The following is a 15830-nucleotide window of genomic DNA, read 5'->3' as shown; positions in this document are numbered from 1 at the left end:
AGTTTCTATGCCTGTAAATAATGAAGACAGCATCATTTTAGACGCCAGAAAAATAAGCAAAGAGTTTCCGGGAGTCAGAGCATTAAGCCATGTCGATTTTTCTCTTCGTCGTGGAGAAATTATGGCATTGCTCGGTGAAAATGGAGCTGGGAAATCAACACTGATAAAAACCCTTACTGGTGTCTATCAGCGGGATCATGGCGATATCTATCTGGATGGAAAACCCATTAACCCGCAAAGTACACTTGAAGCACAACAGTTGGGGATCGGAACGGTATACCAGGAAGTCAACCTGTTGCCGAATATGCCGGTCATGGATAACCTCTTTCTGGGCAATGAACCACTGCGTTTTGGGTTTGTGGATCGCAAAACTATGGCAAAAGACGCGAGAAAACTGGTTAGCCGCTACGGACTTGATATCGATATCACTTTACCTCTGAATCATTTTTCTGTTGCTATTCAGCAGGTGATTGCTATCGCCAGAGCGATTTCACTTTCTGCAAAAATTCTTATTCTGGACGAGCCTACAGCAAGCCTTGACAGTAATGAGGTTCAGATGCTGTATCAGATTATGCGGGATCTAAGTAAAACCGGTGTCAGCCTGATTTTCATTACTCACTTTTTGGATCAGGTGTATGAAGTGTCTGACCGTATTACGGTATTGCGTAACGGAGAATTGGTTGGAACTGAAAAAACTTCCGATCTGCCTCGTATAGAACTGATAAAAATGATGTTAGGCCGGGAGCTGGAAGACGATGCTCTGGAACGGACAAAGGCTTCTGAAACGGTGGCCGGAGAACCGATTGCACAATTCCGGAACTATGGGAAAAAAGGCACAATTAAGCCATTTAATCTGAATATTCATAAAGGTGAAATTGTTGGGCTTGCCGGACTGCTCGGTTCAGGCCGTACAGAAACCGCTCAGGTTATTTTCGGCACAGAGCCAAGTGATTCCGGTGAATGTTATATCAGAGGTAATATTGTTAATATCCGTTCCCCCCGTCAGGCCTCTGCGCTTGGTATTGGCTTCTGCCCGGAAGACCGTAAAACAGACGGCATTATCGCATCGGCCTCTGTCAGAGATAATATTATTCTGGCTTTGCAGGCTCAGAGAGGCTGGTTCAGACCCATTAGTCAAAAAGAACAGATCGAAGCGGCTGAAAAATACATTACTCGGCTCAATATTAAAACACCGGATATGGAGCAGCCAGTCGGACTCCTTTCCGGAGGCAATCAGCAAAAAGTATTACTGGCAAGGTGGCTGTTAACAAACCCGGAATTTCTGATCCTGGATGAACCAACCCGGGGAATTGATGTTGGAGCTCACGCAGAAATCATCCGTTTGATCGAGGATTTATGTCAGCAAGGGTTGGCTCTGCTGGTTATCTCTTCCGAACTGGAAGAACTGGTCGGCTATGCAGACCGGGTAATTGTCATCCGAGATAGAAAACAACTGACTGAAATTGCAGCGGAATCGCTGTCTGTTCCAACCATTATGAAAGCAATTGCTTCGGGAGGAGAATCATGAATACCGCCCCCCCAATTACCCGGCTGCTATCCGGATGGAAATTTCATCGTCCGGCCGGAACCCCGCAGTTAGCCGCACTGATCTGCGTGTTACTGATCAACACACTGGTCGCTGATAACTTTTTCTCCATCCATATTCAGGATGGTCGTCTGTTCGGCAGTGTCATTGATATCTTAAACCGCTGCTCTCCAGTTGCTCTGCTTGCTATCGGTATGACGCTGGTTATTGCTACCGGGGGTATCGACCTGTCTGTTGGCGCAGTCATGGCTATCAGTGGTGCTATTTTTGCCAGCCTTGCCAGTCAGGGCTATGCCATCCCTCTGGTTATTCTGGCCTCAATTCTGGCTGGAGCCGTCTGTGGCTTATGGAATGGTATTCTCGTTTCCCTGCTAAAAATTCAGCCAATCGTAGCAACACTGATCCTTATGGTCGCCGGACGGGGTATTGCTCAATTGATCACCGAAGGACAAATTGTCACCTTCAACAATAACGCATTAGCCTGGATAGGAAGCGGCTCCCTGTTTTACCTGCCGACTCCTGTGATGATTACAGCTTTTGTCGCATTGATTATCTGGGCTCTGACCAAGAAAACGGCCATCGGCCTGTTTATTGAGTCTGTCGGAATTAACATAAGAGCAGCAAGAAACGCAGGTGTTAATACTCAGGCTATTGTGACTCTTACTTATACGATCAGTGGTATTACCGCTGCGGTTGCAGGAATTATCGTTGCAGCAGACATACGGGGAGCAGACGCAAACAATGCCGGACTGTGGCTGGAGCTGGATGCCATCCTTGCTGTCGTTATCGGCGGCACATCTCTGATGGGAGGACGATTTAATATTCTCCTTTCTATCATTGCCGCACTCATCATTCAGGGCGTTAATACCGGTATCCTGCTATCCGGATACCAACCCCAATGGAACCAGATAGTGAAAGCTATTGTGGTTCTGGTGGTGCTCATCATGCAATCCCCAGCCGTGATGAAACTGATAAAAGGAGCAGCCAATCATGATAAAGCGTAACCTGCCTCTGGTTATTACCATTATGGTCTTTATTATCGGATATCTTATCTGTCTGGTTGAGTTTCCGGCATTCGCTACGACCAGGGTCATCTGTAACATTCTGACGGATAACGCTTTTCTTGGCATTGTTGCAGTAGGAATGACCTTTGTCATTCTTTCCGGTGGCATTGATCTGTCGGTAGGCTCCGTTATTGCCTTTACCGGTGTGTTTCTTGCCAAAATGATTGGCGATTATCATATTCCTCCGGGCATCGCTATCGTTATCGTACTGATGCTGGGAACTGCATTTGGCGGTTTGATGGGATGGATTGTCGACAAACTGAAGATCCCAGCATTTATCGTTACTCTGGCAGGGATGTTCTTTCTGCGCGGAGTCAGTTTTCTGATCTCAGAACAATCGATTCCCATCAGCGCCCCATTATTTAAAACCCTGTCTCGGGCAAACTGGCATATTCCGGGGGGCGGCAGACTAAGCCTGATTGCTGGCATTATGCTGCTGGTGGTTGCCGTCGGCATGATACTGGCTCATAAAACCCGCTTCGGTAATAACGTTTATGCTATCGGCGGTAATGAAACTTCAGCCAAGCTAATGGGAGTATCGGTCAGTTTTACCACTGTCAGCATCTATATGCTATCGACCCTGTTGGCCACAACCGCTGGTATTGTGTTTTCCATCTACACATCAGCCGGTTACCCTCTGGCCGCTGTCGGTGTCGAACTGGATGCTATTGCGGCGGTCGTTATCGGCGGAACCCTGCTTACCGGAGGAGTCGGAACCGTATTCGGATCACTGGTTGGCGTGCTGATTCAGGGACTGATACAAACCTACATCACTTTTGATGGTTCACTCAGCTCATGGTGGACCAAAATTATCATTGGGATCCTGCTGTTCAGCTTTATTTCCTTACAACGTCTGCTGGTGATATTCACGGAGAAAAACAAAGTTATCAGCACCGGACAAAAACTGGGACTCAGTCAGGCTCCAGGTACCTAATCACAAAGATGGCAAAGCGAGTAGTCGGCCCTTGGTACTGCTTCGGCAGTACCTTTTTTATTCAAATAACAATATCTTAAAAGAATCCGTTATTTTTATTGCAGCAAACTACCCTGAACGCTGGTCTAACATCTTAAAGCCAGGAGAAAGGAGGCGTTATGTTAATCCGGATACGCAAGAACTGGCAACTGACCGAAAACCAGACAACTGCTGACAATGTTTATCATCAAAGAAGAAAAGTGATTAAACAGCTTGGATTGTTGACAACTACCCTCCCATTTTCGGTTCCGTCCACTGCAGGACTTTTCGATGTATTCAGCTCCAAAGAAACAGTATCGTCTGACCAACGAACCCTTTTAAATCCTGTGTTATCACCTTATTCTTCCCCGTCACTTGAACTCACACCGGAAAGTAAGGTACTGAGTTACAACAACTACTACGAATTCGGTACAGCCAAGCACCAACCAGCCGAAAATTCCGGAAACTTGAGTACCGAACCCTGGCAAATTCGTCTTGAGGGAGAAGTACACCGCCCATTCACACTCGATTTTGCAGATCTACTCAAACAAATGGATATTGAAGAACGCATCTACCGGTTCCGCTGTGTCGAAGCCTGGTCAATGAATATTCCCTGGCTGGGCTTCCCGCTTAATAAACTTATTAATATGGCAAAACCAACAGGCAATGCCCGGTATGTCGCTCTGCAGACACTGTTTGACCCGGAACAAATGCCAGGGCAAAAAGATCGCTACCTTGGCGGCGGTATCGATTATCCTTATATTGAAGCATTAACAATACCGGAAGCCATGCATCCACTCACCATCATCGCTGTCGGACTATACGGGAAAACACTGGCACCACAGAACGGAGCTCCGTTGCGCCTGGTCATTCCATGGAAGTACGGTTTCAAGAGCATCAAATCTATTGTAAAAATAACACTAACAGAACACCGCCCTCCTAACACATGGAATCTACTTGCGCCTCATGAATACGGCTTCTACGCTAATGTAAACCCTAAGGTTGATCATCCCAGATGGAGTCAGGCATCCGAACGATTTATCGGAGCTGGATCCCTGTTTTCCTCCCGCAGAAAGGAGACACTGATGTTTAACGGTTACGCCGATGAGGTATCTTCTCTGTACTCTGATATAGATCTGACAAGGAATTACTGATGCACCTTACTCATACCCAGACAGTGGTCAGCAAAGTGCTGATCCATGCTATCAATCTGTTTGCCCTGCTCTGGCTATATTTTGCTGCTGTTAACGGCCACCTCGGCAGTGACCCTGTAAAAGCCATTCTGCATTTCACCGGCAAAAGTATTTTACACCTGCTCTTTCTGACCTTGTTGATCACACCACTGGCACAGTCATTCGGACTGGGTTTTTTATATAAGTTTCGTCGCCTGCTGGGTTTATACAGTTTCTTCTGGGCGTTAATGCACTGGGTAACATTTATGTGGCTGGAACTGGCCTGGGAATTCAGACTAATTGTAACAGAAATTGCTCTGCGACCTTATCTGGTACTGGGTATGTTCGCCCTGAGTATATTGCTCCTTCTGGCTATCACCTCCCCCCGGAAGGTGCAAACCTATATGGGAAAACAGTGGCAACGCCTGCATAACTGGATTTATATTGCCATCATTGCAGGCACCATACATTACTATTGGTCGGTCAAATCAGGTATTACAGAGCCAGGAATATATCTGGGAATAGCTCTTATATTACTGGCTCTGCGCTACAAGAAAATACGCCGCTGGCTTATGGGATAAGTTTTATTGCATTAGTGATACTATTTTTGTTTTCCCGATACTATCCACATAGCTGAATACAACAGGAATAACAAACAAACTCAAAAAAGTAGAACTCATCAACCCGCCAATCACAACAATTCCCATAGGGGAACGGAAGCTTGGATCACCATTTAAACCAAGAGCAAGTGGTAACATACCAGCCCCCATCGCAATCGAGGTCATTACGATAGGGCGGACTCGTTTACGACAACCTTCGATGATCATCTGCTGTGTCGCAATAGGGCTTCCTTGCTTGGCAAGATTAATATAATCCACCATAAGAATCGCATTTTTTGTTGCTATACCCATTAACATAACCAGCCCAATCATTGCCGGAAGAGAAACAGCCGTATGAGTAACATATAGTAAAAAAAATGCACCGGGTATCGACAGTACCAATGAAAATAGAATAATCACTGGCTGAGCAAATCCTCTAAACAACAAAACGAGTACCGAATAAATACAAAGCAACCCTATAGCTAATACAAGAGTAAAATTATGGCTCAACTCCATCATCATCTCTGCATCTCCCAGCGAGGCCAATATAATATCCTGCGGCATAGACTGTAAAATGGGAAGCTGATCCAACCGGGATTCCAGTTCTCCAAGAGTCAGACTTTTCATTTCGATATTAAATGTAATATTGCGCATCTGGTCAAAACGATTAATTGCAGCTGTACTACTTTGCAAACGGGTATCGACAATATTTCCTAATGCTATTGAGCCATTTTTTCCTGCTACTGGTAAATGACGCAATATATCCAGATCACTTCGGTCATGATCTGACAAGCGAACAACAACCGGGATCTGACGACCTCTCATATTCAGATTAGCTAAATTTTTCAGATAATCTCCAACCGTTGTGATCCGCAAAGTATCTGATACTTCGGTCATCGAAATACCGTATTCAGCTATAGCCGTAACATCCGGAACGATATGTAATTCCTGCCCATTATCTACTAAATCAGAGGTGACAGTTCCCACACCAGATATCAAACGCAATTCTTTTTCAACACGAATTGCGTATTCTTGCAATAAACGAACATTATTACTTGCCAGAACCAAAGTATAGTTCTCTCTGTCACTATCACTACCAACTTTAACTTTTACTCCGGATAAAATACTGAGCTCATCACGAATCTCCTGCTCAATTGCTTTTTTATCTATACCCAGGCGAGCATTTCGGGGGGGAATATCCACTGTTAGTCTGGCAATATTCTGACTTTCGCCACTGTCATTTCCTATAATAGACATAATTTTCAAAACATATTTATTCTCTCTCAATATTCGTTGTGCCTGAGTAACAACTACAGCAGTGTCACCAAGTTCACTTCCTTCAGGCAAAAAAATTGTTACTGTCGTGAAGTCATTATCTTCTGGCGGGATAAAGGTCATAGGCAGGTTAGTGGCAATCCATAATCCAAAGACAGGAAGAATTGTTGCAACAGATAGCGTGATCCTTCTGTGATTAAGGCACCATGCAACAACCACAATATACTGTTCAAGCCATCGGGAAGAAACTGGATAGATCATGCTAACAGGCCGCAAGAGATATGCCGCAATCATTGGTGTAAGAAAACGAGCAACCAATAAGGAAAAAAAGACAGCAATCGCACATGTCCAGCCAAATTGAACGAAGAATCGCCCAACAATACCCTGCATAAAAGCCGTTGGTAAAAAAACAGCAATCAGAGAAAAGGTTGTAGCGACGACAGCAAGCCCAATTTCATTTGCAGCATCCTCTGCAGCTTTCCGAGGACTTTTTCCCATTGCCAGATGACGTTCAATATTTTCAATTTCCACAATCGAGTCATCAACAAGAACACCAATCACCAACGATAACGATAGTAGTGTCACCATATTCAAGGTAAAACCCATGTACTGCATACAGATGAACGTAGGTATCACAGAAAGGGGTAAAGCGATAGTTGCAAGGACAGTGGAGCGCCAATTACGTAGAAAAAGAAAAATAACCACAACAGCGAGAAACGCGCCCTCATAAAAAAGTTCTACTGAGCTGACAAAACTTTCCTCAACAGGCGAGACATGATCCATAACTTCAACAATGGAAATATGTGGATATTGACCATCCAAATCCGCTATTGCACGTCTAACCACCTGTGCAACATCAATCTCACCAAACCCTACAGCTCTGGAAACTTCAAATACGACAACCTCTTTTCCGTCTAAGTAAGCCGAGCTGCTTGGATTAGAAAAAGTATCCTGTATTTCTGCAATATCTGAAAGACGAACATGCTGACCGTCAGAGAGCGGAATAGATAAGTTTTCTACACCCCGGATATCAGTTATAGATGCACCTGTTTTTATTGATTGTTGTATGCCATTTATCTGTATTTGCCCTCCCGAGGTATCACTGATAAGTGAAGCAATTGCACGTGAAATTTCGCCTGCTGTCGTTTTCAAGGCTATGAGTGCAGCCGGTCTCAGCGTAATTCGGATTTCCCTGTCCGTACCACCAATACGCTTGAATGAGCCAACACCCTTTCCTCCTAATATTTTTTTAGCCACAACATCATCTATGTACCATGATATTTCATTATCACTCAGTGTTGGAGATAAAACGGCATAACGTAAAATAGGATCATCTGCCTGAATTTTTTTACGAATGATTGGCTCACTAATATTTGCAGGCAGTTTGGGGCGAATTGTTAAGATAGCATCTTTAACATCATTCAGAGCTTCTTGCAGATCTCTTTCCAGATAAAATTCAACTGCGATAGATACTTCACCTTTATTTAAAGAACTAAAAATATGCCGGACTCCCTGAACGGAAGACAGAGCACCTTCTATATGTTTTGTAATATCAGTTTCAAGTTGTTCTGGGGATGCCCCTTCCAGAGTAGTGGCAATAATTATTTCAGGTAATTCAATATCCGGCAGATCTTGTACTTTCATCTGATTAAAAGCCAAGAGACCCGCAACGCTTAAGATTGCGAATAAAAGAACAACAGGTATTGGATTCCGAATAGACCAGGCTGAAATATTCATACTTATAGCTCAACTCCGTCAGTAGACATCTGTAGCTGTACATTCTTTTCTGATGACACAGATACAATATTCACGTAGTCACCATCGCTAAGGAAACTGCCTCCGGTTAGTACGACCCGATTATTCGAGCTGACACCAGAAAGAATCTCAATATAATTTCCATCCTGAATCCCTGTTTCAACCTTAAGCAATTTTATCTTGCCTGAATCAAGAATCTGAGCAACATAACTATATCCATCACGTAAGATCAAAGCAGAAGTAGGAAGCGAAAGTGCTGGTTTCTGATATATACGGATATAACCGCTGGCAAACATTCCGGCCAGAACGGCTGGCTCTGCAATATCTATGTACACGATCCCATATTGGGAACTCACTGAAACCTGAGGGGAAATTCGTGATACTTTCCCAGTAATCATCTCACCATCCCTAACCCATAAGATAGCCTCCTGACCAGGTTTAATGTCTTTCAATTCTTGAGCCAGTACCCGTGCATGCCACTGCAACCTGTTATCTTTGATGATGCGATACAGTAAATGACCTGCATCTGTCACTTCTCCCACAACAGCTTCTTTTGCTGCAACAATACCGTCATCCGACGCATAGATACGAGTCTGATCAAGACGGATATGCTGTTGTAAAGCAATAGCCTGAGCTGAATCTAATTGCGCTTTGAATGTTTGAACCTCTGTGGAATAACGTAGATAACTTTGTTCCGATACAGCATTCTTTGCCGATAATTTCGCTGCCCTGTCTTTATTTATCTTTGCTTCTTCAAGTAACGCCTGATAGTACGCAACATCAGCTTCTGCCCGTGCAAGTTCTGTTACGATAAGAGAAGAATCAAATGAAGCAAGCAATTGTCCTTTATGTACAGAATCTCCAACATCCACAGTCAGACTGATAAGCCGCAATCCTTCAGTCTGCGAACTAACCACCAATTCTTTCCACGGCACAATACTACCGAACATGGATAATTTCTGGTTCATCAGTTGATTGTCGGGAACGATTGCCTGAACACTGATAATCGCAGGGGGTAACGTTTTATGTTTTTCCAGGGTCTCAGCCTTACCAGAAATAGCGAGCAATAATGTACATATCACACTCAAACTCACTAAACAGACCACAAAACCTCGTATCCAACACTTCATCCTGTTCACCTGCTTATTTTCATTAATATACGATTAAACATGCCATAACTGATAAGTAGCTATAGCAACCAAGCTAAATTGATATTTGCCAGTATGGATTAAGGTGGCTTACAAAAGTCTTACAGATGTAATAATTCAGGTCACCATCAAAATGATGAAAATGACGACAATCCAGGCAAACAGATAAATATCCGAAAATAATTTTTCCGTAAGTTTTCTGTAAGTCTCATTGATAAATGATGTGTAAAACTTATTTTATTAACAAAGGGTTCAGTCAATGCTGACATACATTGCCACCGAGAAAAGACATTCCTATCACATCAAATATATGTTATTGCTCATGGGCTTAGTCACCATATCCACCTCTTATCCCTGTTACGCAAATAAAAAGAACGCTCAATATAGTTCTGATGAAATCTATAGTCTGGGGGGCTTTGTGCAGACCAGTTCCTCTGAATACATAGGGGAAGAGAAGAAAAAGTCTGTTCTTCCTGTTATCGGCTATGAAAATGAGTATATAAAATTCTCCGGATCTTCAATTGAATACAAATGGTCAAAAACTGACATCTCATCGCTGAGACAGGTAAGACTCAGACCATTTATTGAATATGATTTTGCTGGCTATTCGTCATCAGACTCCTATATCTTTGATAAAATGGAAAACCGCAGAGGTACTTTATGGGGAGGAGTATTGGCTGCATTTGAAATCAGTGACTATCAGTTTGAAGGAAAACTTTCGCATTCTATAACCAACGAATTTAGTGCATCATCTGTTGGCCTACAGATTGAAAAAACGTGGCAAGTTAATCAATTCACCCTCACTCCACGACTGAATATTCAGTATAGTACATCCGAATATTTCGACTATTATTATGGAGTTAAAGAAGATGAAGCTCTATCGACACGACCGGAATTTGAAGGAGATGCGGGATTAATCAGCGAGCTAGGGGCTCGACTCACATACTCGATGAATAAAACCAACTTCTTATTTGCTGATGTAAGTACAAAACAACTTCCCTCAGCGACTGAAGACAGTCCTCTTGTCGATAACACCACTAAAAAAATATTTTCAATAGGTTATATACACAGATTCTAATGAACAGAATTTTATTACTTGAAGATCATGACCGTTTAGCAAATCTGATACTGCAAGGACTAACTGCCGGCGGTATCATGGTTGACGTATTTCATAAAATTGATCATGCTGAAAAAGCACTTTTGTGTATTGAATACAGTGTCCTAGTAATAGACCGGGGATTGCCCGATGGAGATGGTTTAGAGTGGGTAAAAAGGCTCAGACAACATGGAAATATGGTTCCTTGTCTCATGTTAACAGCCAAAAATTCCTTGCACGATCGCGTAGACGGTCTGGAATCAGGAGCAGACGACTATCTGAGTAAACCATTTGAAATGGCAGAACTGGTTGCAAGGGTAAAAGCCTTGTTACGACGTCCGGTTATAGCAGTAGTTTCATCACCTGCATGCGGAGATATCACTCTTGACCCGCAAACCAATACGATAATTTGCAAAGACCAGTGCGAAATACTTTCAAACGCAGAAATGCAAATTATGCTTTTACTGGTAAAAAAAGAAGGTCATATTGTAAGGCACGGTGCATTAGAAGCCGCCGGATGGGGACTCAGCGAACCAGTTACTCCCAATGCACTGGACGTATCACTACATCGGATACGACGGAAACTAAAATCTTTACAATCCAGAATGCAAGTCAGTAATATAAGAGGTGTAGGTTATGTTCTCCAGGATAGCATTACTGTTAACCACCAGCATTAGCCGACAAATCCTCATTGCTTATGTAATCGGCGCTTTATTAAGTATCTTTCTCATTATTTCTGTAAGTTATGCCCTACTCTCCTTCAATAAAAACTTCTATGCCCAGCTAGATATTGCCGAATACTCTCATGCAATAACCAAAAAGGTAGAATTCAATGAAAAAGGGAAACCAACCAGTATCGCATCTGATGATGATTATATCATGTCTTGGATGCTACAAAGCCTGCAATCGGAATTAGCGGTAAGGGTATTAGACAGCAAAGGTAATACCGTATTTAAATCGTCATCTTTGCCTATTTGGCCCTCTGATTTACCTTTTACTCCAAATGAAAAAAATATCTTTCACTTTGTCAATCAAGGGATCCCTTTTGATGCCTCAACACATCCATTTGTGCGCGATGGTAATCAGTGGTATGTACAAGTTGCTGTAAGTCGCAGATTTATGCAGTTTTCTCATAGTACCTTTGGCTTCCGGTTTACCGAAGAAGGCATTACTATTTTCTCATTTGTTCTCTTCGTTGTATTCGGTTTATGTGCACATTTAACTCTTAAATATGCCTTGCGCCCTCTACGACGTGTATCTCAGTCAGCACAACTAATTTCCCCTCGTTCACTTCAAGCCAGATTAGATAAGTCGGGGATGCCCACAGAGCTTATACCCATGATAGATAGCTTCAATCATGTCCTCAATCGCTTAGAAAAAGGGTTCAGATTACAACAGGAATTTCTGGCAACAGCAGCTCACGAGCTAAAAACGCCTATCGCTTTACTCAAAACACAACTTGATGTCATGCCGGACAGTGAAGAAAAATACTGGCTGATGAGTGATGTTGACTATATGACAAGACAAGTACAACAATTGCTCATGCTTGCTGAAGTAAGTGAAGAAAATAATTATATATTTACTCTTGTTAACCCGGCAGATATTGCGAATGAAGTTTCCGGGTATCTAAAACGCATGGCAAATGCTCATAATATTTCTATTCATGTCACCGTCACTCCAGTACTTTCGATGTGGCATGCAGATAAAGGTGCACTCTTTACGCTACTGAAAAATCTGGTCGAAAATGCAATACAACACTCACCTTCCGGGTCGCAAGTAGGAATCCTTCTGGATAAGAAATTAATCAAAGTATCGGATCAGGGAACCGGAGTAGCAGAACAAGATTTGGATAAACTATTTGACCGTTTCTGGAAAGGAGCAGAGAGAAAAGATACCGGAGCCGGACTCGGTTTATCCATATGCAAAGAGATCTCTCTGGCACATAACTGGGATTTAATTGCAGTCAACAATACTGTTGGGTTAACAATAGAAATACACGCTAATCCGCATAATTAAGACACAAAACTTATCTCTAAAAGACATTCTGCTCTTTTATTTAAAAACAGCTAAATACCAGCTAAACTTTTTCTATCAGAACAAGATGTTGGGTAGGGGCTGGAGTGCACAAATTAACGGTTATCATCATTACATTTCTGGTGACATTAGCATATGTTCGGCCAGCTTTATCAGCAAGGCCGGCTAATATTTCTGATTCCCGGGTTCTCCTGATCCACTCCTACCATACGACTTTCCCTACCGTTCCCCAAATTTATCAGGGTATTATCAATGGGTTTGGAGAAAATCCACCGACTATTGACGTCGAGTATATGGACAGTAAACGTCTGTATGATGCAACCAGTGTTGAGCTATTCCGTCAGAACCTGACCTATAAACTGGCACACCGCCCACCTTATGATCTGGTGATCACCGCAGACGATAACGCTCTGCATTTTGTGCTGAAATATGGCGACTCTCTTTTTCCCGGTGCGCCCGTCGTTTTTCTCGGTCTGAACAACTATGAGCTGGCGACACAATTGGTTGAGCACCCAAACCCAACGGTTACCGGTGTGGTTGAATCAGTCTCTGTCGGTGAAACAATTGATCTCATCTACCGGTTACGGCCGTCAATGAAGCAGTTGTATATTATTGCAGACGGAACTCCGACTGGACAGTCTGATTTACGCCGGGCACTTTCATTCCAGAAACACTACCCAACCCTGCCATTCAAAGTACTAGATTTGTCCCATCTACGCTGGCCTCAGTTTTTTGATGCTCTGCGACAGCTTTCCCCCGATGATAGTGTTCTGCTGCTGGCGGCCTACCGGGACTCAGTCAATGACAGCTTATCATTTGAAAAATCTCTCAGCCTGATAATGAATTGGGTTAAAGCACCGGTATTTCATATCTATGAACACGGAATGGGAAACGGTATTGTGGGCGGAATACTGGTTAGTCTTGAAGAACAGGGGCGGCAGGCAGCAATAAAAGCCAGGCAACTCCTTGAAGGCTCTCCGGTAAAATCAGTACCGATTCTAATGAAAAGCCCGAATCTACCTATTTTTGATTACCAGCAATTGGAAAAATTTCATATCTCCACATCACTACTGCCATCTGCAGCCGATATTCGTTACCGTGACACCGATAACTCTATACTGACCAGATACTGGAAAGAAATAACAGTCATTAGCATCATTATGCTTCTCTTATGTCTGCTGACCATTGTATTGGCTCACCAGAACCGATTACGTCGTAAACACAACGATATTCTGGAAGAAAAAGAACAACGCCTCAGAACCATTCTGGATAACATTGATGCTTATATCTATATGAAAGATGCAAAAGGTCGTTACCTTTTTGCCAATCAGTCTCTGTGCTCATATCTGGGGCTCACCTTGCAACAGATTGTATCCAGAACCGTGGATCAATTGTATGACCCGGAATCAGCAGCATATATTATGCAGGCGGATGAACTGGTGCTGACAACCCGAAAATTGTATAAAGAAGAAGAAAATTTCTGGAACAATGACCCGAATAAACATCGCAGTATCCAGACGACAAAAGTACCTCTTGTCAATTCAGATGGTATGGTATATGGGTTGTGTGGCATATCAGTGGATATCACTGAGCAGAAAATTCATGAACAACAGTTAGAACATATCGCTCATCATGACCAACTGACCGGGTTGCCAAACCGAATTCTCTTTTCTGACCGTCTCCAGCAGGCAATGAAATATGTCGACAGGGTTAATTCCCGTATCACTATTTTGTATTTTGATCTGGATGGATTTAAGGAAATTAATGATCTGTTTGGACATGACAACGGCGATCATCTGCTTAAAATTATTGCACAACGGGTACGGGATGCCATACGTGCGAATGATACGGTTGCCCGTTTCGGTGGCGACGAATTTATTGTGTTATTGCTCGATTCACAAGGACCAGAGAATGATCTCGAAGTCATTCATAAACTTTTGACTATCATCTCCGAACCCGTTGTGTACAAAAACAATACACTGTCTGTAACAGCCAGTTTTGGGGTAACCAGCTTTCCCCAGTCCGTACGTACAGAAGCAGATATTCTACTGCGTCAGGCTGATCAGGCTATGTATGTAGCTAAAAATAAAGGCCGTAACGGCTTCCACTTTTTTGATGCACAAACAGAAGAAAATGCACTAAAACAGGAAAAACTATTAAACGACATCTCCCGAGGATTAAAACAGAATGAGTTCTGCTTGTTCTATCAGCCAAAAGTGGATCTGGTCAGCGGGAAGGTGATCGGACTGGAAGCCTTGATACGCTGGCAGCATCCGAAAGAAGGTTTACTGCCTCCCGGGACCTTTTTACCGGATGTCGAGCAACACAGTCTGATGGTCGATATCGATGAGTGGGTTGTACAAGAAGCGCTGCGCCAACTGGAACAATGGCGCTGTCAGGGAATATCGGTGCCTGTCAGCATAAATGCCAGCCATCTCTATTTCAGACAGGACAATCTGGCAGAACGCATGAAGAATGAACTGGATAAATACCCGGAACTGAATGCATCCTTACTGGAACTGGAAATTGTAGAATCTCAGGCACTGGATAATCTGACCGGCGTTGCCGACAAAATTCGTGAGTGCCAAAAACTGGGGATCCATTTTGCTCTGGACGATTTTGGTACTGGTTTCTCCTCCCTGACTTACCTGAAACAGTTACCTGTCAATGTTCTAAAAGTAGATAACAGCTTTGTCATTGATATGCTGGACGATGATGAAGACAGAATGATCCTTCAGGGAATTCTTGCCTTATGTCAAGCCTTTAATATAAAAGTGATTGCAGAAGGCATGGAGACCAACGAACACGGTGTACAGTTAAAAAATATGGGCTACCGTTATGCACAGGGATATGGGATTGCCAGACCTATGCCCGCAGGGCAAATTGTAACCTGGTTAAATAACTGGAAAGCCCCAACAGAATGGGGGACAAAATAATATTCATCTGATTTCACTTTATAATGAAATCATTGGCTTATAAAAAAGTAATCGTTTGCATAAAAATGCCGTTAAAATCGGATTTTTATTAATTATTGCTTGTAGTTTCAGTTTATAAGATCCGATACTATAACAATGTACCCGGTTTCATTATTAGTTGGCTAAACTAGGCAGACGTTTAATCCACACTCGTCCTGCTGATTATTGAACCGGATACAGTACATTCCCCTATAAATAAAAACAAATTAAAGAG

General features: G+C 43.0%; 11 protein-coding genes. 9 read left to right on the top strand and 2 right to left on the bottom strand.

What is annotated here, in order from left to right:
• Nucleotides 1–7: 7 nt before the first annotated feature.
• The 5 genes from CSW98_RS05035 (at nucleotide 8) to msrQ (ending at nucleotide 5315) form a co-directional block, all read left to right on the top strand.
• Nucleotides 8–1528 carry a sugar ABC transporter ATP-binding protein gene (locus CSW98_RS05035; protein ID WP_100799368.1) on the top strand — a complete coding sequence of 507 codons (1521 nt, stop codon included), beginning with the start codon at nucleotides 8–10 and terminating at the stop codon, nucleotides 1526–1528.
• Nucleotides 1525–2550 carry a galactofuranose ABC transporter, ATP-binding protein YtfT gene (gene ytfT, locus CSW98_RS05030; RefSeq protein WP_100799367.1) on the top strand — a complete coding sequence of 342 codons (1026 nt, stop codon included), beginning with the start codon at nucleotides 1525–1527 and terminating at the stop codon, nucleotides 2548–2550. Before CSW98_RS05035 ends, ytfT begins: the two co-directional genes overlap by 4 nt.
• Nucleotides 2537–3544, top strand: coding sequence for a galactofuranose ABC transporter, permease protein YjfF (yjfF, locus tag CSW98_RS05025; protein ID WP_100799366.1), 1008 nt, complete (start codon nucleotides 2537–2539; stop codon nucleotides 3542–3544). The genes ytfT and yjfF overlap by 14 nt, the downstream gene beginning before the upstream one ends.
• 158 nt (nucleotides 3545–3702) lie before the next feature.
• Nucleotides 3703–4716, top strand: a complete 1014-nt coding sequence (msrP, locus tag CSW98_RS05020; RefSeq protein ID WP_100799365.1) for a protein-methionine-sulfoxide reductase catalytic subunit MsrP — start codon at nucleotides 3703–3705, stop codon at nucleotides 4714–4716.
• Nucleotides 4716–5315 (top strand): protein-methionine-sulfoxide reductase heme-binding subunit MsrQ, encoded by a 600-nt coding sequence (gene msrQ / locus CSW98_RS05015; RefSeq protein ID WP_100799364.1) that lies wholly within the window; start codon nucleotides 4716–4718, stop codon nucleotides 5313–5315. Before msrP ends, msrQ begins: the two co-directional genes overlap by 1 nt.
• A 3-nt stretch (nucleotides 5316–5318) precedes the next feature.
• Here the strand turns inward: msrQ and CSW98_RS05010 are convergent, their stop codons facing one another.
• On the bottom strand, nucleotides 5319–8345 hold the full coding sequence (locus tag CSW98_RS05010) for an efflux RND transporter permease subunit (RefSeq protein WP_100799363.1): 3027 nt from the start codon (nucleotides 8343–8345) through the stop codon (nucleotides 5319–5321).
• 2 nt (nucleotides 8346–8347) lie between these two features.
• Complete coding sequence (locus tag CSW98_RS05005) at nucleotides 8348–9493, bottom strand: efflux RND transporter periplasmic adaptor subunit (RefSeq protein ID WP_100799362.1); 1146 nt, start codon at nucleotides 9491–9493, stop codon at nucleotides 8348–8350.
• A gap of 277 nt (nucleotides 9494–9770) precedes the next feature.
• Between CSW98_RS05005 and CSW98_RS05000 the strand changes: the two genes are divergently transcribed.
• From CSW98_RS05000 to CSW98_RS04985, 4 genes are all read left to right on the top strand, one after another.
• Complete coding sequence (locus tag CSW98_RS05000; RefSeq protein WP_100799361.1) at nucleotides 9771–10589, top strand: MipA/OmpV family protein; 819 nt, start codon at nucleotides 9771–9773, stop codon at nucleotides 10587–10589.
• A complete protein-coding gene (locus CSW98_RS04995) occupies nucleotides 10589–11284 on the top strand; it encodes a response regulator transcription factor (protein WP_100799360.1) in 696 nt (231 codons plus the stop codon). Before CSW98_RS05000 ends, CSW98_RS04995 begins: the two co-directional genes overlap by 1 nt.
• Nucleotides 11244–12623, top strand: coding sequence for a sensor histidine kinase (locus CSW98_RS04990; RefSeq protein ID WP_100799359.1), 1380 nt, complete (start codon nucleotides 11244–11246; stop codon nucleotides 12621–12623). The genes CSW98_RS04995 and CSW98_RS04990 overlap by 41 nt, the downstream gene beginning before the upstream one ends.
• Before the next feature lie 104 nt (nucleotides 12624–12727).
• Complete coding sequence (locus tag CSW98_RS04985) at nucleotides 12728–15577, top strand: EAL domain-containing protein (RefSeq protein WP_100799358.1); 2850 nt, start codon at nucleotides 12728–12730, stop codon at nucleotides 15575–15577.
• The last annotated feature ends 253 nt before the right edge of the window (nucleotides 15578–15830 follow it).

The organism is Vibrio sp. HA2012 (assembly GCF_002812955.1).
GTDB lineage: Bacteria > Pseudomonadota > Gammaproteobacteria > Enterobacterales > Vibrionaceae > Vibrio.
Note: the sequence above shows the minus strand (reverse complement) of the source record. Positions and strands in the feature narration are given on the sequence as shown.

Excerpts from the sequence above, each read along its gene's own strand:
- CSW98_RS05035 (WP_100799368.1), top strand. The coding sequence starts at position 8 with ATGCCTGTAAATAATGAAGACAGCATCATTTTAGACGCCAGAAAAATA.
- ytfT (WP_100799367.1), top strand. The coding sequence starts at position 1,525 with ATGAATACCGCCCCCCCAATTACCCGGCTGCTATCCGGATGGAAATTT.
- yjfF (WP_100799366.1), top strand. The coding sequence starts at position 2,537 with ATGATAAAGCGTAACCTGCCTCTGGTTATTACCATTATGGTCTTTATT.
- msrP (WP_100799365.1), top strand. The coding sequence starts at position 3,703 with ATGTTAATCCGGATACGCAAGAACTGGCAACTGACCGAAAACCAGACA.
- msrQ (WP_100799364.1), top strand. The coding sequence starts at position 4,716 with ATGCACCTTACTCATACCCAGACAGTGGTCAGCAAAGTGCTGATCCAT.
- CSW98_RS05010 (WP_100799363.1), bottom strand. The coding sequence starts at position 8,345 with ATGAATATTTCAGCCTGGTCTATTCGGAATCCAATACCTGTTGTTCTT.
- CSW98_RS05005 (WP_100799362.1), bottom strand. The coding sequence starts at position 9,493 with ATGAAGTGTTGGATACGAGGTTTTGTGGTCTGTTTAGTGAGTTTGAGT.
- CSW98_RS05000 (WP_100799361.1), top strand. The coding sequence starts at position 9,771 with ATGCTGACATACATTGCCACCGAGAAAAGACATTCCTATCACATCAAA.
- CSW98_RS04995 (WP_100799360.1), top strand. The coding sequence starts at position 10,589 with ATGAACAGAATTTTATTACTTGAAGATCATGACCGTTTAGCAAATCTG.
- CSW98_RS04990 (WP_100799359.1), top strand. The coding sequence starts at position 11,244 with ATGTTCTCCAGGATAGCATTACTGTTAACCACCAGCATTAGCCGACAA.